The sequence below is a fragment of the Shewanella loihica PV-4 genome, from assembly GCF_000016065.1.
Classification (GTDB): Bacteria; Pseudomonadota; Gammaproteobacteria; order Enterobacterales; family Shewanellaceae; genus Shewanella; species Shewanella loihica.
Genome location: NC_009092.1, coordinates 2893554 through 2913733, shown reverse-complemented (window position 1 = coordinate 2913733; position 20180 = coordinate 2893554). Strand labels below are relative to the sequence as shown.

The 20180-nt window shown below is 52.5% G+C and carries 18 protein-coding genes; 16 read left to right on the top strand and 2 right to left on the bottom strand.

The features are described 5' to 3' along the window. Positions 1-410 precede the first annotated feature (410 nt). From SHEW_RS12820 to SHEW_RS12795, 6 genes are read left to right on the top strand one after another with little or no spacing between them, the layout of a single operon-like run. Complete coding sequence (locus SHEW_RS12820; RefSeq protein ID WP_011866275.1) at positions 411-1193, top strand: DUF3450 domain-containing protein; 783 nt, start codon at positions 411-413, stop codon at positions 1191-1193. Beyond that, complete coding sequence (locus tag SHEW_RS12815; protein WP_011866274.1) at positions 1193-2548, top strand: MotA/TolQ/ExbB proton channel family protein; 1356 nt, start codon at positions 1193-1195, stop codon at positions 2546-2548. The genes SHEW_RS12820 and SHEW_RS12815 overlap by 1 nt, the downstream gene beginning before the upstream one ends. After that, positions 2548-3075 (top strand): MotA/TolQ/ExbB proton channel family protein, encoded by a 528-nt coding sequence (locus SHEW_RS12810; RefSeq protein ID WP_011866273.1) that lies wholly within the window; start codon positions 2548-2550, stop codon positions 3073-3075. Before SHEW_RS12815 ends, SHEW_RS12810 begins: the two co-directional genes overlap by 1 nt. A gap of 13 nt (positions 3076-3088) precedes the next feature. Continuing rightward, the gene (locus SHEW_RS12805; RefSeq protein WP_011866272.1) at positions 3089-3493 is read left to right on the top strand and encodes an ExbD/TolR family protein; all 405 of its coding nucleotides are present in this window, start codon (positions 3089-3091) and stop codon (positions 3491-3493) included. Between the two features lies 1 nt (position 3494). Then, positions 3495-4112 carry an energy transducer TonB gene (locus SHEW_RS12800; protein WP_011866271.1) on the top strand — a complete coding sequence of 206 codons (618 nt, stop codon included), beginning with the start codon at positions 3495-3497 and terminating at the stop codon, positions 4110-4112. 2 nt (positions 4113-4114) lie between these two features. Further along, positions 4115-5362: a tetratricopeptide repeat protein gene (locus SHEW_RS12795; RefSeq protein ID WP_011866270.1), complete on the top strand. Its 1248-nt coding sequence runs from the start codon at positions 4115-4117 to the stop codon at positions 5360-5362. Positions 5363-5421: 59 nt separating this feature from the next. Here SHEW_RS12795 and SHEW_RS12790 read toward each other — a convergent pair whose 3' ends face one another. Continuing rightward, positions 5422-5931, bottom strand: a complete 510-nt coding sequence (locus tag SHEW_RS12790; protein WP_011866269.1) for a GGDEF domain-containing protein — start codon at positions 5929-5931, stop codon at positions 5422-5424. Between the two features lie 79 nt (positions 5932-6010). Between SHEW_RS12790 and SHEW_RS12785 the strand changes: the two genes are divergently transcribed. The 6 genes from SHEW_RS12785 to SHEW_RS12760 all read left to right on the top strand — a co-directional run bounded on the left by SHEW_RS12785 (position 6011) and on the right by SHEW_RS12760 (position 11563). Continuing rightward, positions 6011-7846 carry a DUF885 domain-containing protein gene (locus tag SHEW_RS12785; protein WP_011866268.1) on the top strand — a complete coding sequence of 612 codons (1836 nt, stop codon included), beginning with the start codon at positions 6011-6013 and terminating at the stop codon, positions 7844-7846. 91 nt (positions 7847-7937) lie between these two features. After that, complete coding sequence (locus SHEW_RS12780) at positions 7938-8216, top strand: peptidylprolyl isomerase (RefSeq protein ID WP_011866267.1); 279 nt, start codon at positions 7938-7940, stop codon at positions 8214-8216. A 7-nt stretch (positions 8217-8223) separates the two neighbouring features. After that, positions 8224-8769, top strand: a complete 546-nt coding sequence (locus tag SHEW_RS12775; protein ID WP_041407278.1) for a GNAT family N-acetyltransferase — start codon at positions 8224-8226, stop codon at positions 8767-8769. 48 nt (positions 8770-8817) lie between these two features. Then, positions 8818-9048, top strand: coding sequence for an RNA-binding S4 domain-containing protein (locus tag SHEW_RS12770; RefSeq protein WP_011866265.1), 231 nt, complete (start codon positions 8818-8820; stop codon positions 9046-9048). Between the two features lie 32 nt (positions 9049-9080). Next, positions 9081-9467 (top strand): ribonuclease E inhibitor RraB, encoded by a 387-nt coding sequence (locus SHEW_RS12765; RefSeq protein ID WP_011866264.1) that lies wholly within the window; start codon positions 9081-9083, stop codon positions 9465-9467. A 125-nt stretch (positions 9468-9592) separates the two neighbouring features. Further along, positions 9593-11563 (top strand): NERD domain-containing protein kinase family protein, encoded by a 1971-nt coding sequence (locus SHEW_RS12760; protein WP_011866263.1) that lies wholly within the window; start codon positions 9593-9595, stop codon positions 11561-11563. Positions 11564-11566: 3 nt separating this feature from the next. On the opposite strand, the gene gcvA is transcribed toward SHEW_RS12760, so the two are convergent. Continuing rightward, complete coding sequence (gene gcvA / locus SHEW_RS12755) at positions 11567-12496, bottom strand: transcriptional regulator GcvA (RefSeq protein ID WP_011866262.1); 930 nt, start codon at positions 12494-12496, stop codon at positions 11567-11569. Positions 12497-12600: 104 nt separating this feature from the next. On the opposite strand from gcvA, the gene SHEW_RS12750 reads away from it, so the two are divergent. The 4 genes from SHEW_RS12750 to SHEW_RS12730 all read left to right on the top strand — a co-directional run bounded on the left by SHEW_RS12750 (position 12601) and on the right by SHEW_RS12730 (position 20121). Then, positions 12601-13365, top strand: coding sequence for a TSUP family transporter (locus SHEW_RS12750; RefSeq protein WP_011866261.1), 765 nt, complete (start codon positions 12601-12603; stop codon positions 13363-13365). Between the two features lie 167 nt (positions 13366-13532). Beyond that, entirely contained in the window at positions 13533-15854 is a 2322-nt protein-coding gene (locus tag SHEW_RS12740) for a hypothetical protein (RefSeq protein ID WP_011866260.1), read from the top strand. Between the two features lie 9 nt (positions 15855-15863). Then, positions 15864-17672 (top strand): toxin-antitoxin system YwqK family antitoxin, encoded by a 1809-nt coding sequence (locus SHEW_RS12735; RefSeq protein WP_011866259.1) that lies wholly within the window; start codon positions 15864-15866, stop codon positions 17670-17672. 130 nt (positions 17673-17802) lie between these two features. Next, positions 17803-20121: a toxin-antitoxin system YwqK family antitoxin gene (locus tag SHEW_RS12730; RefSeq protein ID WP_011866258.1), complete on the top strand. Its 2319-nt coding sequence runs from the start codon at positions 17803-17805 to the stop codon at positions 20119-20121. Positions 20122-20180 lie beyond the last annotated feature (59 nt).

Sequence of the window (20180 nt, the reverse complement as noted above, 5' to 3'; positions counted from 1 at the left end):
GCGATAAAGTTATTTGGTTAATGGTTTGTTAACGGTATATTTGGTTTTTGTTATTGGTTATATCTTATTAAAATCATGTGGTTAGATATGTATTGTTGTTTAAATCGACTCGTGGGAATTAGAATTGTAAATATTGACTTGTTTGAAAAAACACCTCTTGTGTTATTTTCAGCCCCTAAGAGCTTTTTCTGCTAGTTTTAGCCGTTTCCAAATGTTGACACAGGTCAACATTTTGTGAAATGATGCCTGCGGGTCTACACCTTGATCGGTGTAGAAAAGGGAAGATAATAACTAACAATCACAAGAGAAATGCACACTTATGGTGGCGGAATTCATGCAAATATAAGCAGAAAACCCGTGTTACCAATAAGTTAAACCTTTTATTTTTCACTTCAAATTGGTTGGGAACTATGTCCAAGGTAAGCAATAGAACTAAAATCGCTACGGCGCTCATTGGCGCGCTGGCCTTAGCAGGCAGTAACTTAGTGGTTGCCGATCCACTTTCTGATGTTCAGAAAGCGGATGCGAAAATTCATGCAGATGCAGCAGCATCTCAAAAGAAAGTTGATAAGTATTACGATCAAGCGCAAGACATGGCGTTTGAATATGGCCAAGTTGCAGACACTCGTGAGTCAACTAAGTCATACAACGATTATGTAGCTGGCCTGGTAGCAGACCAAGAAGCCACTATGAAGCTTATCCAAGAAGACATCAATGGTGTTGATAAGCTACGTCAAGGCGTTGTACCGCTAATGTTCAAGATGGTTGATGCACTAGAGCAGTTTGTTGCTCTGGATCTGCCATTCAACAAAGAAACTCGTGAAGCCCGTATCAAGCGTCTTCGTGAAACTCTAGATACCGCTAACGTAACGCTAGCTGAAAAATACCGTCTGATCCTTGATGCTTATAACATCGAGCGTGAATATGGTTCTAAGTTGAATGTTGAAACCGGTAAGCTGCAACTTGACGGTAAAGAGATCCTGGTTGATTTCATCAACTTCGGTCGCGTTGCCTACTACGCACAAAGCCTAGATCAAAAGTCTGCATGGATGTTCAATCCTGAGACAAAAGCATGGGATAAGCTAGAAGATAGCTATCTACGTAACATTACTAAAGCAATTCGCCAGGCTCGTGGCCAGGGTGCTCCAGATATGTTCGCGTTACCAATCCCAGCTGCGGAGGCTGCACAATAATGAAAAAGTTAATCTCTACAGCAATCGTTGCTGCAAGTCTGTCTTTAACTGCTGGCATGGTGAGCGCTGCTGATGCGCCTAAGAACATCGACCAGCTACTTAAGCAAGTTCAAACCGATCGTGCTAACGCTGCTAAAGTAAACAAGAAGCGTGAAGCCGAGTTCCAAGCCGAGCGTGGCGATAAAGCTGCACTGCTAAAGCGTGAAAAAGCGGCTCTAGCGGCTGAAGAACAACGCGGTAAAGATCTTTCTCAAGCATTTGCCGATAACGAGCGTAAAATCGCTCAGTTAGAAGAAGACCGTAAGATTGCTCAAGGTGACTTGGGTGAGATGTTCGGTGTTGTTAAAGGTGAAGCCGGTGATTTCGCTGGTAAGCTTGTTTCATCAAACGTTAGCGCTCAGTTCCCTGGTCGTGATGCTTTCATCGCCGAGCTAGGTGCACGTAAAGAGCTGCCAAAAATCGAAGAGCTAGAAAAGTTCTGGGAAGAGCAGCTATTCGAAATGGCTGAGTCTGGCAAAGTGGTTACTTTTGAAGGTGCCGTAACGGGTATCGACGGTAACGTTCACAACACCAAGATCACTCGTGTTGGTGCTTACAACCTGCTAGCCGATGGCCAGTATGTTGTTTATAACGCCGATCTAGGTCTGGTTCAGCAGCTTTCACAACAGCCTGGTAGCGAGCAAGTTGCCAGCGTTAAAGACTTTGAAGGTCAAACTTCAGGCGTTCACAAGCTGTTTGTTGACCCTGCACGTGGTGTACTGCTAAACGTGTTCACTCAGAAGGCAACTATCGAAGAGCGTATCGAAGCCGGTGGTACTATCGGTTACATCATCATCGGTCTGCTTGTTCTTGGTGCCCTGATCTCTATCGAGCGTCTGGTGACTCTGTATGTTGTTGGCGCGAAAGTTAACGCACAACGTAAGAACATCGACAACCCAGGTAACAACCCACTGGGTCGTGTACTTAAGGCATACCACGATAACAAAGATGTTGACGTTGAAACGCTTGAGCTGAAACTTGACGAAGCGATTCTGAAAGAAACTCCAGCACTTGAGACTCGTATCTCTATCATCAAGGTTCTAGCGGCTATCGCACCTATGATGGGTCTACTGGGTACAGTAACAGGTATGATTGCAACCTTCCAAAGCATCCAGCTATTCGGTACTGGTGATCCTAAGCTAATGGCTGGTGGTATCTCTATGGCACTGATGACGACCGTACAAGGTCTGGTTGCTGCACTGCCACTAATGCTAATGCACGCTATCGTGATTGCACGTAGCAAGTCAGTTGTTCAAGTACTTGAAGAGCAAAGTGCAGGTATCGTTGCCGAGCACGCTGAGAAGAGGAACGCCTAATGATGCTATACCTGATGGACATCTGGGATTCCGTCAGGGGCTTCATGGCCTCCGGAGGCGACGTCCTCTGGTTGGTTGCGGCAGTGCTATTCCTCATGTGGGTGTTAATGCTTGAGCGCTATTGGTATCTCAATCTGATTGCGCCAAAAGAGCACAAAAACATTATCACCGCATGGGACAAGCGAGAGGATTCAACCTCTTGGCATGCACACCGTATCCGTGAAGCTTGGGTATCCCAAGCGAAACAAGATATGAATGCTCGTATGCTGATTATCAAAACCTTAGTAGCCATCTGTCCAATGATCGGTCTACTAGGTACCGTAACCGGTATGATACAGGTATTCGATGTGATGGCAGTTCATGGGACGAGTAATGCTCGTATGATGGCAGCTGGTATTTCAATGGCAACCATGCCGACAATGGCGGGAATGGTCGCAGCGTTATCGGGAGTATTCTTTAGTACTCGCCTAGACGCCAAGATGAAAATCAGTATGGAAAAGCTAAAAGATAGCCTGCCACACCACTAGAGAGAGATTGAACATGGCACGTAAAAAGCATTCAAGTATAGAAGAAGAAGCGCAAATTGATATGACACCGATGCTCGACATCGTGTTTATCATGTTGATCTTCTTTATCGTAACAACGTCGTTCATTAAGCCATCTGGTCTTGACTACAACAAGCCAGAGGCTTCTCAAGCGACAACTCAGAAGTCGGCAAACATCTTTATCGGTGTGAGCAAGACAGGCGTGATCAAGATGGAGAACCGTCAGGTTGACATCGAGCGTGTAACAGCAAACGTTGAGCGTATGCTGGCTGAATCACCAGAAGCGGCTGTATTGATCGAAGCAGATAAAGAAGCTGAACACGGCATTGTTGTTAAGGTTATGGACAATGTGAAGAAAGCTGGGATCAACAAGATTTCGGTATCAGCGGGGAAAGACTAATATGCTGAGAGGAATAGTATCATTATTAGTTGGTGGTGCTGTTACTTTCGCCCTGTTTGTTTTCATGGCCTTCTTGGTCGGTGGCGGCGCGAAACGCGCCGACACTGCCACTGATTCTCCGGTTATTGAGATCAGTATGGATAAACAGGATACGAAAGTGCAGGACAAGCCAAGGGTTAAACCTAAGCCACCTACACCGCCTGAGCAGCCACCTTTACCAGATACGCCACCGCCTGATAGCTCATCAGACATCGACACTAACATGTCTTTCAACATGACTGGTGTAGTAGCAGGTGCAGCATCTACCGGCTTTAAGCTGGGTAACATGATGACTCGTGACGGTGATGCAACACCTATCGTTCGTATCGAGCCACAGTACCCGATTGCTGCAGCGCGTGACGGTAAGGAAGGTTGGGTTCAACTTAGCTTTACCATCAACGAACTTGGTGGTGTAGAAGATGTGCAAGTGATCAACGCCGATCCTAAGCGTATCTTCGACAAAGAAGCTAAGCGTGCACTGAAGAAGTGGAAGTACAAGCCAAAGATTGTTGACGGTAAAGCCCTTAAGCAACCTGGTATGACTGTACAACTAGACTTTAAACTTGATGGAGGCAAATAGAGATGCAAAAGGTTAATACACTTGCAGCCGCACTATTGCTTGCCATTGGTGGAAGCCTGGTCGTTGCACCTGCAGCAAACGCTGCCGAAAAATGCCCCATTGAGAAGCGCCAGTCTAAGGCCGTAGGCCAAAGCTCGGCAAAGAAAGTACAAAAGTCTTTTGAAGCTTATCAAGAAGGTAATATCGACGAAGCGATTGCCGTATTGCTTGAAGCCAGCCCTCGTGATGCTTTTGATAAGGCCTATATTGCCCGTATGTTGGGTAACTTTTACGCCGAAAAGAATCAGATGGGTACGGCGATCAAGTACCTGAAGCAAGCCGTTGACGCTGATGTTCTTGGCGGCACAGACCATGGTGCAACCCTGCGTCTATATGCCGACCTGTTGATTCAGGAAAAGAAGTTTAAAGAGTCTATCCCTTACTACTACGAGTGGATGAAGTTTACCTGTAAAGAAGATCCACAAGTGTATCGTCGTATAGGTATCGCTTATTCAGAGCTCAAAGAGTGGGATAAGGTGCTCGGCGTTGTCGATAAGGGTCTGTCTATCAGTACTAAGCCAGATAAAGGCTTGTACCAGATGAAGCTGACGGCTTACTTCAACAAGAAAGATTATAAAAATGCGATTAAAGTCCTAGAGACTATGGTGCCTCTTTTCCAAGAAGATGGCCGTCTATGGGTACAGTTAGCGCAGTTTTATTTGATGACTGAAAGCTATGATAAGTCTTTAGCAACCTACGACTTAGCTTATAAGAATGGATTTTTAGAGACGTCGGGTAACATCACGCGTCTGTCTCAACTGCTGGCGCAAAATGGTTCACCATATCGCGCGGCGAAAATCTATGAAAAGCATATGAAGAGTGGCCTGATTAAGGAAGATGAGAAGACTTTCTCTATCCTGGGTGGCTTCTATCACAATGCTAAAGAGCTAAAGGAAGCGGCGGATTATTATGGTAAGGCTGCTGCCATCAACAACGATGGTAAACTTTACCTTAAACAAGCCCGTCTGCTCACTCTGCAAGAGAAGCACAAAGAGGCGATCCCTGTGCTGAAAAAAGCATTGGCTGCCGGCGGTGTGAGTGAAGGTGAAGTTGAGTTTGAACTAACCTTGGCTTATCTAGGTACTAAGCAGATTAAAGCAGCATACAATGCCTGCTTGAAGGCTGCTAAGGATGAGAAGACTAAGCGTTCAGCGACAAGTTATCTCGCCTATATCAAGGAAAAGGCACGTATCTATAACGTCGCACTTTAAGCCTTAAAATAAAAAGCCCCGCAAGGGGCTTTTTTTATGCCTGTAGATAAGTAAACAAGTTAGTTCAGACAATGCATCGCCGTATGGTGTTCCTTCTGCCCCTCTAAGGTGTGGGTCAATGAGCGGACATCTTCAAACAGGTTTTCGATGTTGAGATCGCTCTCGGGTTGGCAGAGACACCCGGCCAGCTCATAGTCGATGCGGTTGCTGTGTTTGCGTTGATAGTCTTGATTGAAGTCCATTATTTTCTGTTCTATGCGGGCGATAACGATTTCGGTTCCTTCTCTATCTATGTTAAACAGCCCCAAGGCAAAGTTATCCTGATTCAGTCTGGCGACCATATCCGTTGTCCTAAGTATCGCTTCTTGAACCTGTTTCATGAATAATTCCAGTAAATGAGGTTGCTTTACTGTTTCATGAATGTGTGGGCAAAGATACAATAAGGCCAGCGTCTGGCGTTCGCGCATGTGGCGGTGCCACTCACGGTTAAACACCTCCATAAAATAGGTTTGGTTGTAGACGCCAGTTTCGGGATCTCTGAATCCAGAATTACTAAATGAGTAAATCATTAGCTCGCTCCTCAGATACACCTAAGGTAATTATAGAAAACAACACTCACTTGCACAGAATATGAAGGATATAACTCGAATGAACAAAACGCTTCTCGCATTGACGATATCAGCTTTGGTGGCCATGGTGGGCTGCTCAGACAAGGAAACCAGTGCAAGCCAGGCCAAGACCTCTGCGCCAGAACAGACTGTGGCGCCTCAGGTACAAAGCGCCGAGCAGGAATACCTCGCCTTAGTGGATCGTTATTTCAACGACATGCTCAAACTAGAGCCAATGTACGCAACATTTGTCGGCGTCAATGACTACAACGACCAATTTGGCGGCGATCTGACCGAGGAGTATCTCAAGTCGCGTCATGAGCTTAACAGTCGCTACCTGAAGGCGGTAAAGGCGATAGATCGCAGCGCCTTACCCGAGCCGCTGCAGCTGAGCTACGACATGTTTACCTATGATAGAAACATGGCGCTGGTGTCCGAGACCTTCCCGTCCTATTTCATGCCGATGAACCAGTTCTACAGTACAGTCATTACCATGGTGCAGCTGGGCAGCGGTGAGAGCGCGCAGCCATTTAACACGGTTAAAGACTATGAAAACTGGCTATCGCGTCTATCGGGCTTCATCAACTGGACTAAGTTGGCCCAGGCGCGCATGGACGAAGGTATCGCCAGCAAGGTTGTGTTACCAAGAGTCTTGGTCGAGCGCATCATTCCTCAGCTGGAGGCCCAGTTGGTCGAGCAGCCGAGTGACAGCCTCTTCTATGCGCCTATTACTAATCTGCCAGAGAGCTTTAGTGAAGAGGAGAAGCAGAAGCTGACCCAGCAATATGACACTCTGATCGGCAAAGAGCTGATCCCAGCGCTGGCATCGCTCAAGCAATATTTCCAGGAGACCTATCTGCCCGTGGCCAGAGCCAGCGATGGATGGTGGGGACTGCCTAACGGTAAACTCTGGTATCAGCATCTAGCCAACGCTCACACCACAACCACTATGCCTGTCGATGAGATCCATCAGATTGGCCTTGATGAGGTGGCCCGTATTCTCAGTGAGATGGATAAGGTGAGAGAGCAGGTTGGCTTCAAGGGCGATCTCAAGGCCTTCTTTGCCTCACTGTCTTCTGAGCCACAATACTTCTTTAGTGAGCGTCAGGGGCTGATCGACGGCTACATGGTACTGAAGGAAAAGATCAACGCCGTATTGCCTAACTACTTCAATGTCATGCCTAAGGCCGACTATGTGGTTAAGCCGGTTGAGAGCTTCCGCGAGCAGTCAGCGGCCGGTGCATCTTACGAGGCGCCTGCGGTCGATGGTTCGCGTCCTGGTGTGTTTTATATCAACACCTACAATCTGAAGGCACAGCCTAAGTGGGGCATGACGACACTGTCACTGCACGAGGCCGCACCTGGGCATCACTTCCAGATCGCCATCAAGCAGGAGCTGACCGGTGTGCCTGAGTTCCAACGCTTTAGCGGTTATACCGCCTTCGAAGAGGGCTGGGCCCTGTACGCCGAGTATCTCGGCATCGAGATGGGCCTGTTTGAAGATCCTTACCAGTATTTCGGTAAGCTATCCGATGAAATGCTGCGCGCCATGCGTCTGGTGGTCGACACAGGGCTACATGCCAAGGGCTGGAGCCGTGAGCAGGCGATTCAGTATATGAAGGACAACTCGCCGATGGCCGAGACCGATATCATCGCCGAGGTAGAGCGCTACATGGCGATCCCAGGTCAAGCTCTTTCATACAAGGTGGGACAGCTGAAGATCTTGGCCCTGCGCGCCGAGGCGGAAAAGGCTTTGGGTGACAAGTTCGATCTCAAAGGGTTCCACGATCAGATCTTAACCTCGGGCTCGCTGCCGATGGCGGTAATGGAGCAAAAAATCCACCGCTGGATAAAAGCTCAGGGCGCTAAGGCATAATCTGAGCGTTATACCTTTTTAAACCCAGCAAATGTTTTATACTTGCTGGGTTTTATTTTATTCATTTTTAGGGAAATCAAAGGAGTGCCACATGGTACAAGCAACAGCACGTCATCTATTGGTTAGCAGCGAAGAAGAATGCGCACAGATCAAGCAACAGATCCTGGATGGCGCAGATTTCGGCGAGATGGCCAAGGCGCATTCATCTTGTCCATCAGGGGCGCAGGGCGGTGACCTGGGGTCTTTCGGTCCAGGCATGATGGTACGTGAGTTCGACGAGGTAGTGTTCAGTGCGCCGCTAAACGAGGTGCAAGGCCCGGTTAAGACCCAGTTCGGCTACCACCTGCTCGAAGTGACCAGCCGCGGTTAATCTCTTGATCGTCGAGTTATATACAGACAAATTAAAGATCCGCTCGCTCATGCCTGAGGACTGGCCGCATTTCCTGTCGGTCCATCAGGATGAGCAGCAAAACCGCTATGTCAGGGCGCCCCAAACTGAAGGCGTGATCCGGGAGAAGTTCGAGCAGCGTCTCGCGCCCTGGGATTACGAGTCTGGCGCCTGGCTGACCCTGGTGATTGAAACCATAGAGGATGGTGAGTTTATTGGTTTCACTGGCTTCTATGGCGTCGATACCAGCCTGGGGCAGGTCGAGGTAGGCTATATGCTTAGCAATAGTGGCCAGGGGCGCGGTTATGCTACCGAGAGTCTCAGGGCGGTGATCGATTGGGCCTGTCTGCAGTTTAATGCCCATAAATTTATCGCGCTCTGTACTGACCAGAACCTGGCCTCGGCCCGGGTGCTTGAGAAGTGCGGCTTTATCCTTGAGGGGACCTTAAGGCATAACTTCAGGCTAAATGATGCCTGGGTGGACGATCGCTATTATGGATTGCTCGCCTCGGAGCGCAGTGATAGCCCGCAATAGGCCAGAGTGATATACTCCCGCCGACTCAGTTAAATAAAGGTAGTTAGTGTGACCACAGAATCTCAAACCTTGACCCTGTTACCGGGTGAAGAGTTTATTGAACTCTATAAAGTATTGAAGGTGCAATCCATGACCTCAGGTGGCGGCGAAGCCAAGATGGTGATCAGCGAAGGCCTGGTGACCGTCGATGGTGAGGTCGAGACCCGTAAACGTAAGAAGGTGATTGCCGGACAGGTGGTCAGCTACAACGGCGAAAGCGTGACAATTGTCGCTGAGTGATTCGTCGCGACAGATCCAGAAGGAGTCAAACTATGCAGTTCCCAGATGATGATAATGGCAAGATGTTAGCCGCCATGGCCGAGGCCGGTATCGATTTAACCAAGGCCTTGGATGTTGATTTTTTCCTGATCTTCGACGATCAGCGCGACGCCGAATCTGCGGTGGAAGAGCTTTCCCAGTCAGAGCTAGAAGGTGAGTTGGAGCTACACCTCAACGATGAGCTCGGTAAGTGGGAATTGATTGTCTGCATCAACATGGTGCCGGAATATCAGGCCATCGTCGATCAGGAGGTTGAGCTCAACGAGTTTGCCGCCGAGTTCGGTGGGGCAACCGATGGCTGGGGCGTGATGCAGCATCAGGAAGGTGACGATGAGTTCGCCGACCATGACCATGAATGTGATGACGACTGCCATCATTAATCGCAGCTAATTTAAAATGCCACTAATTTTAAAAGCGATTAATTTAATAAGCCACTATTTATAGTGGCTTTTTTTTGCGGTAACGTAAGCAATAAGATAAGCGAGCCAAGGATTAGGGAGAGCAGATGGCGAAGCAGATCAGTTTTGGTACCCCAGTCAACGACGCCGAGCGCTGGGCATTTGCGATGCTGGCCGACGAGTTGCCCGACAACTACATCCTGCTGACCAATGTGGAGATCCCCACCAAGTCGGGACAGGCGATGGAGGTCGATGCGCTGGTGATCGGCGAGTGGGGCGTCTATGTGGTCGACGTGAAGGGCTATATCGGTCGTCTGGACGCCGGCCTGCATGCCTGGTCGCTCGATGGCCGTCAGGTGGATAACAGCCTGGCCAAGGCCAACTATGTGGCTCGCGTGCTGGCAGGCAACGTCAAACACAAGATCCCCGTGGGGGTCTATGCCCCCTGGTGTCAAGGGATGGTGTTTGTCACCGGCCGCAAAGGCGAAGAGATTGAGCTTGAGAAACAGCAGGGCTCTTTGAGTATCTATACCCCGAGTCAGATCGTTGCCGCGCTCACCAAAGAGTGGGGCCTCACGGCGCCGCGTAAGCATCAGGTGACCGACAAGCAGAAACAGATGGTGCTGGAGACCATAGGCCAGGTGGCCTTGGTGGAGCAGCGCAACAATAAGATCCAGGATTTCGTCAAACTCAAGTGTCTCTTCATCCAGAGCGGCCTTGAGGTGTGGCAGGCGGAGTACAGCCCTGGCGGCTGGACGGCGCCCTGGCTGCTCAAGGTATTGGTGCCGACTCAATTTGAGAACAGCGATGAGTCGCTGCAATATGAGCTGCGTCTGCGCGATGAGTTTAAGCGCTTGCAGACTCTGGCGGGCTGTAGCGGCGTGCCGCAATGCGCGCCGCTTATTCAAGATGGCGAGCAGTTGGTGTTGCCCATTCGGATGCCACGGGGCGTGCCGCTTGATGTGCTCGAGCATGAGCAGTTAACCACCTATCAGCTACTTGAGATCCTGCGCCGCGCCGTCTCCGGCCTGCAGCAGATCCATCGCCGTGGTGTCACGGTTGGCGGCTGGCAGAGTAACTGTCTGTTCGTCTCGGATCTCGGCGATGTCGAGTTTATCGATATCAAGGACAACCTCAATGCCAGCCAAGATATCGCCGCCTTCGCCGCCAGTTTTCTTTCCCTGGCGGAGCAGACCCGTCAGCCGAGGATCTACCAATGGTTTCGCCAAGCCGCCAGTGGCAGTAACACAGATCTGGATATGATCCGCTGTGATATCGCGGCATTAATCGACAACGGCGTCTGCGACACCCTGCCGGAGCGCATCGAGATCGCCAGCGGCGCCATTATCGATCATCACTATCAGCTGGAGCAGTTCATCGCCGCTACCGAGCATAGCCAGTTCTGGCGCGCGCGCCATCTTCAGGGCAACTATCCCTGCGGCGTCTCCATCTATGCCAAGGTGGAGACCGACTGGCTGATGCTCAGCAGCCTCTATCGCAGCCTGTCGAAACTCTATCACCCCCATGTGGAGCAGGTGCTTAACTTTGGCCAACTGCCCCAGAGCGATGAGCTGTTTATCAGCCGCGCCTGGGAGCGCGGCGTGTCGCTGGATGAGCTGAGCGACATTCAACTTGGGCAACCGGCGACCTGGTTTACTCAGTTATTGTCGGCGCTGCAGTATCTGCATCAGATGGATATTTATCACGGCGCCATCTGCCCGAAAAACATCATCTGTAGCGACGATAAGGCTGTACTGGTGAACTTCGGCATAGGGCTGGATATCGCCACCAGTCATTATGCTCGCCGTTATGCCGACCCTCAGCTGTGGGCCGCCGAAGGGGAGGCGGAGAAGGACCTCTACGGCCTGGTGGCAAGCTTTATCGCCACCCTGACGCCGGTCAAACTCCAGGGGGATGGCGGGCAGGCCGGGATCATCAAGGCGCTGCATGCCTTCGACCGGGAGTGGTTTGGTGAGAAGACCTTCGATACCTGCCTCAAGGTGCTCAACTTCGAGTTCGATGTGGGCCAGGGCGTTAACTATCTCGAGGCCTTCGACGCGAGCGATCTGCTTGAGTAAGTTCTAGCTTAGATCGTCGCTTTGGTGGCGGTATGGGGCAAAGATCTCCAGCAGCCAGTCGATAAAGGCCTGGACCTTGAGTGGTCGCTCACTTTGCTTTGACGGCGGTAGATTCGGCGTCAACACATAGTAGGCGTAGGGGCTGGTAAATTGGGTCGCTAAGGGGATCACCAGGCTGTCCTCTGCCAGCTCCTTTTCGATGAAGAAGCGGGGGATCAACGCCAGTCCCATGCCGCTGACCGCCGCCTGACTTAGCATATAGAAATGCTCCATCCCAAGCATCTTGTCTGTGGTCAGCTTGAGTCCCACCTTCTCGGCCCACAGTGGCCAGAGCTCGGGGCGGGTGGTGTGTTTCAGCAGCGTCTGGCGGTTGATATCTTGAAGGCTGTCTATCTGCTTGGCCAGCTGCGGCGCGCAGACCAGGCAGAGATCTTCATCCATCAACTTGAGTACATGGCAATGGGTCGGGCGCACCGTGGCGCTGCGAATAGCCACATCATACTTATCTCGCTTGAAATCCACCTGAAAGTCGCCGATGGAGAGATCCACATAGAGGTGGGGGTGGCGGGCCTTAAACTCCTCGAGTCTCGGGATCAACCAGTTGATGGTGAGGCTGGGCAAGACGTTGATCGACAGCGCCTGCGCGATACCCGGTTGTGACCTTAACTCCTCTGTGGCCTGGCTGATGCTTTGCAGTGCGCTGCTGATATGGCGCAGATAACGCTCGCCCTCAGGCGTGAGGCTGAGCTGTTTATGCTGGCGGTTGAAAAGGCTGACATCTAAGTAAGACTCTAGTGTTTTTATCTGCTTACTGATGGCGCCATGGGTGACAAAGAGTTCATTCCCGGCGCGGGTAAAGCTTAGGTGTCTTGCCGCCGACTCGAAGGCACGCAGGGCATTTAGGGGCGGGAGTATCAGTTGGTTCATCTTCATTCTGTGAGATTATTTCACGCTAAGGCGAGGATAACTCCTTTGCTAAATGTATGCAAAGCGCGTTTAATAGCGGCCAATTGTGAATAAACCTTTATAGAGTCGCTATGTCCCTCGAACTGAGTTATGAACTGATGGCACTGCTGTTTGCAGTGGCCGCCCTGGCCGGTTTTATCGACGCCATCGCCGGAGGCGGCGGCCTGATAACCATTCCTGCGCTCATGTGGGCGGGCCTGCCACCCACGGCGGCGCTGGCGACCAACAAGCTACAGGCCTGTGGCGGCAGTTTTTTTGCCAGTTTCTACTTCGTGCGTAAGGGGATGGTGGATCTCAGTAAGATGAAATTGGCCATCTGCTGCGCCTTTCTTGGCGCCGCGCTTGGGACGGTCGCGGTGCAGCTAATCGATGCCAGTGTGCTTAAGCTGCTGTTGCCTTTCTTGATCCTGGCGATCGGCTGCTATTTCCTGTTTTCCAAGTCCATCAGCGAAGAGGATAAGCATCAGGTGATGTCGCCAACCCTCTTTGGCCTGACGGCCGCCTTAGGGGTAGGCTTCTACGATGGTTTCTTCGGTCCGGGTACCGGCAGCTTCTTCGCGCTGGCCTTCGTGTCGCTTGCCGGATATGGGCTGGCGAAGGCAACCGCTCACGCCAAGGTGCTCAATTTCTCCACCAACATTGCCTCGCTGATCTTCTTCGCCTTGGGCGGCAAGGTGTTCTGGCTGCTGGGCGGCGTGATGCTGTTGGGTCAGGCGATTGGCGCTACCCTAGGTTCGCGCATGGTGGTGACTAAGGGCAGTAAGATCATCCGCCCGCTGGTGGTGACCATGTCGATCGCCATGAGCGGCAAGTTGCTGCTGGAGCATTATCTATAGTCTTTTCTTTGACATAAGAGGGCTGTTGTAGCCGTAAGTCAGTGACTTAGGGGATCTGACAGTGGAAATCGAATGCTGTGTATTTCACCTGAGTTTTGTGTAGAATGGCTGAAGGTTTAGTTTAATCTCATTACATTTCAGCAACATGCAAAGCCAGGGAAGTTAGGATGGCCTTTAGCCAAAACAGGATTGTTTGTACGGCATTGACGCTCTGTTTGAGCCTGTTCGCGTTTCAGAGTCATTATTGTGAGGCGCATAGCCGGGAAACGGATGCCCGCCCCCATGAATATCAAGTCACCATGAGTATCCTCTATGCCCATGGAGACAGCCAGCAAGTCGGCGTCCGGGCCCGGGCGCTCCTCAAGTATCAAACCGATTCGACGGCAAGTAGCGGCAATGGCGTCAGCCTCGCTGTTATCCCGACTATGCTGCAATATCAAGACCCTGCCTATCGACTCAATATTAATAGTTTCGATGATGCTGGCCGCGGCGCGGCCCTGGCCAAGATAGTGCGTCAGGGAGCGCAATTAAGGGGGGATCACAAGGTCGCTACAAGTCAAAGCCAGGCGCGTTTCAAGGCTCAGGATGAGTGGGATGCCTATCTGGCCAAGCAGGGCAAAGAGGCTGCCAGGGCGCTGGCGCCGCTAAAATCGCTGTTTGCGCTCAATCCGCTCATTCCCCAGACTCAATGGCAAGCAAAGGCGCCTAGTGTGGGTGACACCCTTAAGCTCGGCAACCTGTTTCTAATCGCAGCGAGTGAGTCAACACCCTGGCAGATAACCGCCATCGAGGGGCAATGGGTGACGGCGACGCTCGAGCAGAGCCGTGTGCAACAAGGAATAGAAAACCGGCGCTATGGCCTGCTGAGGTTCGACAGTCATACTGGCTGGTTAGATAGGCTCTTGCTGGTGGAGCAGCAGGAGAAAGGCGATAGGAAGCAGACGCGCCGCTGGCTGCTGGCGCCGAAATCGACTCTCTATGTGAGCGACATGCTGTGGCAGGATGAGGGAAGCACTATCGATGATAGCGGCTTCCCCCTTGAACCTGAAGACGATCTCTTTGAGATCCCAACCTTGTCCATGACGCCGGACGACCCTGATGCTAGCCTCCCTATGATGGAGCCGGACCAAGGGATCATGTCAGCCGGGTGGGGCGGTGATGATATCGAGCTGCGCTACATTCATGGCCTAGTCGCGGGGGACTTTGCCACCTCGGTCGAATACCAAAATATCCAGCTTATCGACTGGCGGGACAGAGAGATAGATCTGCCCTTGTGGCGCCATAGTGTCCGCGGCGCCAGCGCCCTGGAGGGTGTGGTCAGCTCAGGGGTTAATCTGCTGCCGCTCGGCTGGGGCGAGAGCCGGGCCAAGTTGGAGGAACTCTATCAGATCCGCGCCGAGGTGAACTTCACTCCGGTACGCACATACACTGAGCAAGTCTCCTGGCAAGCGCTGTTGAAGCAGTCTTACCGCTTTGGCGAGGCGACGCTAACACTCAGCGCACTGAACAAACCCAATCGCTATCGCCTAACCGTGACAAATCGCGGGGTAAATAGCCTGTCGCCTGATTTCAACGGCCTGAACGGCAAGTTGGGCTTCGAAGCGCCAGTAGGTCAGGGGCCTAAGTGGCTGACGAGCACAGAGCAACTGTTGCTCGATGAGCTCTTTTTTCGCGAGCTGGCCTCCCGTGAACAGGCTTCCGGCGAGCAGGCCTCCCGTGAGCAGACTAGTCATGTCTATATCTTGCAGTTAGCAGAGGTGCCTAAATCACTCTCAATCCTCCATGGCGAACAGCTAAGAGATAGGGTGAGGACAAAAGCTATCACCTTTGTGACTCAGTCAGAGTATGAGGCGAACCTCGCCAATCCACCGCTAACGCCAGCCTCAAGGGGCAGCTTTAGCGGCGATGCATCTGCTAAGGCGAAAGATAGATGGCAGTTTGCCGAGCCATCGGTCGTCTCTCGTACAGGGAACGATCTCTATATCCCTATGCCGACTGCCCTTGCCGAGGTGTGTCGGCCGCAGATAGATAAAGGGTTTAACGAGGCCGGTAAGTCGGTGCAGTGGCGCCTTATCGATAATGGTCGGGGGCAGAGCGCCTATGTGTTGGCTAGCCAAGATGGCAGCCGGCGCTATTTCTACGACAAAAGCATCCAAGGCAGCATTGTCTGTCAGGGGCGCCCCCAGTGGCAGAGCATTGGGCAGGGCGATAAGCGTCGTCCCTGGCTGGTGGATCTCACTCCCTGGCTATCTAATCTGGATAAGCGCAAGGCTCAGGTGAGTCGTTTGTATCGCTCGCTGCTGATAACAGACGCCGAGGGGCGGCCACTGTCGCCGCGTCTGCCTAAGAATGTCGAGGAGCTGGAGAAGGCCTTGGTTGAGGGACGATTTCTTAGCGTCGATGGCGCGGCGAGCAGCGCCGCCTATCTTTCCATCGGCGATGAGCCGCTGAGCTTCCCCTATCAGTTTAAGCTTAAGCCACTGCCATAGGAGATGAGAATGCAGCGTATCTTACTGTTTCTGCTTGTCTTGTGTGTAAGTTTGAGAGCCGCCGAGGCGAGCATCTGGCTCGATAAGGACTGGCAACCGACCGAACTAAAGAGCGAGGCCAAGTTTTATCTCAAGAAACCGCTCGAGCCTCTGCCCGGCCTATCCTTGGGGCGGTTTCGCTTCGAGCCCTATTATCTCGGCACCGAGACTAAGCAATTTAGTGGTGCCCTAAGCAGTGATCGACTGGGAGATAAGGGCACTCATCCCGTGGGGCCTTATCGCTTCTTCGCCAGCGATGGCACCCTGGTCGAGCAGGGCGAATTTAATGACCAGGGTCAGCGCCAAGGCCTGGTGAGGATTTATGCTGAGCAGGGAAAACTCAGCTGCGACTGCCTCTTTGATATGGGCGAGAGAGAAGGCACGCAGAAAGAGTATTACCCAACAGGCGAGCTTAAGCGCGAGTCTGTCTATCACCTGGGCAAGCCTGTGCAGCAGGAGATGGTCTATACACAGACCGGGGCGCTGGTACGTATCCTATGTCATACCGGGCAATGCAGTGACCGCTTCTACAACCCACTGGGGCAGCTGACCATGGAAAGCCAGAAACGAGATGGGCGCAAGCATGGCACCGAAACCTTCTGGCAGGATGGCAAGGTGGAGGTGACCCAGGCCTATCGTGATGGCAAGGAGGAGGGCGACTACTTTGCCTATTTTCAAAGTGGTCAGCTCAAGCAGCATCACAGATGGAAAAATGGCATCAAGACGGGCGAGCAGCTGAACTATTTCGAAGATGGTCGCCTGGCCAAACGCGAGCTCCTCGATGAGCGTGGGCGCACCGAGAGCTTGGTCGAGTATCGTGACGATGGCGAGCGCTACCTCGAGGTGGAATATCGCTACCTCGTCGATGGCGACCGCCAAGAGGTGAGGCGCTTCTATCAAAAAGAGGTCTTGGTCAAGCAGATAGAGCAGCACAAGCAGAGGCAGTGGCGTCTGGTCAGCCAATATCTTGAGGGCGAGATGATAGGCCGCGAGGAGACTATAGCGGGTAAGCTCACCGGATTAAAAGTTGAGGCCAAGCTTGGCGGTAACAATAAGTTCAGCGGTAACGACAGTCTTGGCGCAAGCAATAGTCACGCAGCTAACAATAGCGACGCTGCCAGCAATAAACAGGGCCGGAACAATCAAGTCGCCTGGATAGAGAAGAGCCACTATCACGACGGCGTGAAGCAGGGAAAGGCAGAGAAACGAAGCGGCGATGGCAGGCTCATCAATCAGGGAGAATATGCCGCCGACAAGCAGGTGGGTGATTGGGTGATGCAAAGCCGCGAGATGCGTACCCAATGCCACTATAACCGCCATGGTCGGCTCGATGGCGAGTATTTATCCCTGGGAGAGGCGGGTCAGGTGTTGGAGCGAATCCATTATCGCGATGGCGAGCTCACAGGTAAATTTGAGCGCTACTATAGCGACGGCGAGATCTACGCCCTAGGGCAATATCTTAACGGTCAGCGTGACGGCGATTGGATAGTGCCGCCGAGCGAGGGGGATTATTCGCCGCGCCCCGTGACTCGACGCGAGTATTGGCAAGGCCGATATCGGGCAGGCAAGCAGGTGGGGAAATGGCAGCGTTTCAGCGCCCAGGGCTATAGGCTGGCTATCGCGAAGTTTGATGAGCAGGGGCGCCTACATGGCACTCAGTATGCGTTTTATGATGATGGCGCCCTGAGTAGGCGCAGCGAGTATCGCCACGGCGAGCCGACCGTGGCTGAACAAAGCTGGCCCTATCGCACTCAGCATGAGCTGATCTTTCGGCGATAGCCGCAAGGCCTGGCTGTCCCCAGCATTATGCAGTAAATATTTTTTAAAAGTCTCTTAGAAACATCTTGTTAGGAACATATCGTTCGGAACAGATAGTTAGGAACAAATAGTTAGGAACAAGGAAGCTCATATGCACTCTAATCGCGCTTATTCTGTGTTGTTGGCTGGGTTCGGCCTGGGCGTGTCTAGCTTTATTGCCAGCCCCGTGGCGGCGAGTCAGAATCTTTCCAGTCTGATGGTGGAGATCCGCCAGCAGGAAGGGATCGCCACCTACTACAACCTGGCCACCGGCATGGCGCTGAGTGGTCAGGTGACCCTGGTGCGGGATAATCAAGGCTATACCCTGGGGGAGTTTGCCCAGGGCGTGCCCAATGGTCGTTGGCAGGTCTATCTACCTAATAATCAGAAGTTGGTGGACGGTGAGTATGTCAGCGGCCTGCAGTCGGGGCGCTGGCAGCTGTTTAGCCCAAATGGTGAGCTGAGTGAGGAGCAGTTCTATCTCAACGGCGTGCCAAGCGGCGAGTGGGCCGAATATGATGACTTGGGTAACCTCTATCAGAAGACGGTCTATGAGGCTGGGGTAAAGACCCAGGTGCTGCGCTATTTCGCCAGCGGTAAGCTTAAGGCCAAAGAGACCTATGTCGATAATCTGCGCCACGGAGTGTGGGAGACCTACCATGCCAACGGCGTGCTGGCTCAGAGCCAGCAGTATGCCAACAACCAGTTGTCCGGCCCTTCTCTTGCGCAAAACAGTGAGGGACAGGTGATTGAGACTGGCACGCTAGATGCCAACGGCGAGCGTCAGGGCCGCTGGCAGACGTTCTATGATGATGGCACGCCCGAGCGTGACGAGCATTACGTCGCCGGTCGCCTCCATGGCGAGAGTCTAAGCTACTATCCCAATGGCCAGTTATCGCTGCAGGGGCAGTATCGTGAGGATCTGCGCCAGGGCACTCTGGTGCATTACAGCGACACAGGGGTCAAGCTCGAGGAGGAAAACTACCTCGATGGCGAACATGACGGCATTCAGCGCTATTTTAACCGCGCCGGTATCCTGGTGAGCGAGCTGAACTATAAGGCGGGCTTGCAGGCGGGCGAGCAGAAGACCTATTTTGACGATGGTAAACCCAAGAAGGTGATTCGCTACCAGGATCAGATACTGGCCGACAACGGGCAATATCCCTTGCATGGCCTGCAGCAGCGCTTCGATCCGGCGGGTAACCTGCTGGCCACTGAGCATTACGATATGGGGCTGAAAGATGGCAAGTTCGAGACCTATCGTCAGGGCAAGTTGCAGCGTCAGGAGCAGTGGCGTCAGGGCGCGCGCCATGGGGATTTCATCGCCTATTACGATAATGGCCAGTTGCGCAGCTTGGATCAGTATCAGGACAATCGCCAGACAGGCAAGGCCGAGCGCTATTTCGACGACGGCACCCTCAAGGAGCGCGGCACGCGCATCGACGGGCAATGGGTCGGCAAATATGAATCCTTCTATGAGACGGGTAAACCCAGAGAACTTATCCATTACAGCGATGAGAAAATCGCCGGTCGCAGTCGCTATCCGCTACATGGCGCGTTTTCCCGCTGGTATGCCAACGGCGATCTCAACGAAGCTGGCGAGTACAAGGATGGCGAGAAACAGGGAACCTGGCGTCAGTATCGTCAGGGCATCGTGAGTCGCGAGATGACCTTCGAGGCGGGCAAGCTAAACGGGCCTTACAGCGAGTTCGATAACGGACGTCGCCGGGTGACAGGTCATTACCTTGAGGATCGCAAGGAGGGCGAGTGGACCGAGTATCGCTACCAGGAGAAAGATCCCAGCTTTGGCCCTATTCCTGAGGGCAACATCTATCGCGTCAGCCATTACCGCCAGGACAAACTCGAGGGCGAGCGGGCCTATTACAGCTTCAAGCAGGTGCGTTATCGCAGCGAGCAATATCAGGCGGGTGAGCTCAGCGGCCACTACAGCGAGTATTACGCCAATAACGGTCAACTCAAGCGCGAGGGCGAGATGCTCAAGGGGGAGCAAGTTGGACTCTGGCAAAGCTGGTTTGAAGACGGCGTGCTGTCGGAAAGCGGCGAGTATCTTGCGGGTAAACTTAACGGCGAGTACGCCAAATATTACCCCAATGGCCAGCTAAAGGTGCGCGCCCACTACCAGAATGACAAGCTGAGTGGCGAGCAGCTCAGCTACTTCCAGACGGGTAAGCCCCAGGCCAAGGAGCAGTGGCTGGATGGTCAACGTGAAGGCGAGGCCAGCTATTTTCACGCTAATGGCAAGCAGGCCGAGCAGGGGGCCTTCCTGCGCTCTCGCAAGGAAGGCTTGTGGCGCGCCTACTGGCCAAGTGGTGAGCTGCGCAGCGAAGGCAGCTATATCGCGGACCGTCAGGCCGGCGACTGGGCCTTCTATGATCAATTCGGCAAGCTGATCAAGACGGAACATCACTAGATGAGAAGAAGATACGTGCCATTTATCCAAAGGACGCTGGAACAGCTCAATTCGATCAA

Coding starts and splice junctions, on each gene's coding strand:
- SHEW_RS12740 (WP_011866260.1), top strand. CDS start 13,533: ATGGCCTTTAGCCAAAACAGGATTGTTTGTACGGCATTGACGCTCTGT.
- SHEW_RS12815 (WP_011866274.1), top strand. CDS start 1,193: ATGAAAAAGTTAATCTCTACAGCAATCGTTGCTGCAAGTCTGTCTTTA.
- SHEW_RS12805 (WP_011866272.1), top strand. CDS start 3,089: ATGGCACGTAAAAAGCATTCAAGTATAGAAGAAGAAGCGCAAATTGAT.
- SHEW_RS12800 (WP_011866271.1), top strand. CDS start 3,495: ATGCTGAGAGGAATAGTATCATTATTAGTTGGTGGTGCTGTTACTTTC.
- SHEW_RS12765 (WP_011866264.1), top strand. CDS start 9,081: ATGCAGTTCCCAGATGATGATAATGGCAAGATGTTAGCCGCCATGGCC.
- SHEW_RS12730 (WP_011866258.1), top strand. CDS start 17,803: ATGCACTCTAATCGCGCTTATTCTGTGTTGTTGGCTGGGTTCGGCCTG.
- SHEW_RS12780 (WP_011866267.1), top strand. CDS start 7,938: ATGGTACAAGCAACAGCACGTCATCTATTGGTTAGCAGCGAAGAAGAA.
- SHEW_RS12790 (WP_011866269.1), bottom strand. CDS start 5,931: ATGATTTACTCATTTAGTAATTCTGGATTCAGAGATCCCGAAACTGGC.
- SHEW_RS12810 (WP_011866273.1), top strand. CDS start 2,548: ATGATGCTATACCTGATGGACATCTGGGATTCCGTCAGGGGCTTCATG.
- gcvA (WP_011866262.1), bottom strand. CDS start 12,496: ATGAAGATGAACCAACTGATACTCCCGCCCCTAAATGCCCTGCGTGCC.
- SHEW_RS12785 (WP_011866268.1), top strand. CDS start 6,011: ATGAACAAAACGCTTCTCGCATTGACGATATCAGCTTTGGTGGCCATG.
- SHEW_RS12795 (WP_011866270.1), top strand. CDS start 4,115: ATGCAAAAGGTTAATACACTTGCAGCCGCACTATTGCTTGCCATTGGT.
- SHEW_RS12750 (WP_011866261.1), top strand. CDS start 12,601: ATGTCCCTCGAACTGAGTTATGAACTGATGGCACTGCTGTTTGCAGTG.
- SHEW_RS12735 (WP_011866259.1), top strand. CDS start 15,864: ATGCAGCGTATCTTACTGTTTCTGCTTGTCTTGTGTGTAAGTTTGAGA.
- SHEW_RS12820 (WP_011866275.1), top strand. CDS start 411: ATGTCCAAGGTAAGCAATAGAACTAAAATCGCTACGGCGCTCATTGGC.
- SHEW_RS12760 (WP_011866263.1), top strand. CDS start 9,593: ATGGCGAAGCAGATCAGTTTTGGTACCCCAGTCAACGACGCCGAGCGC.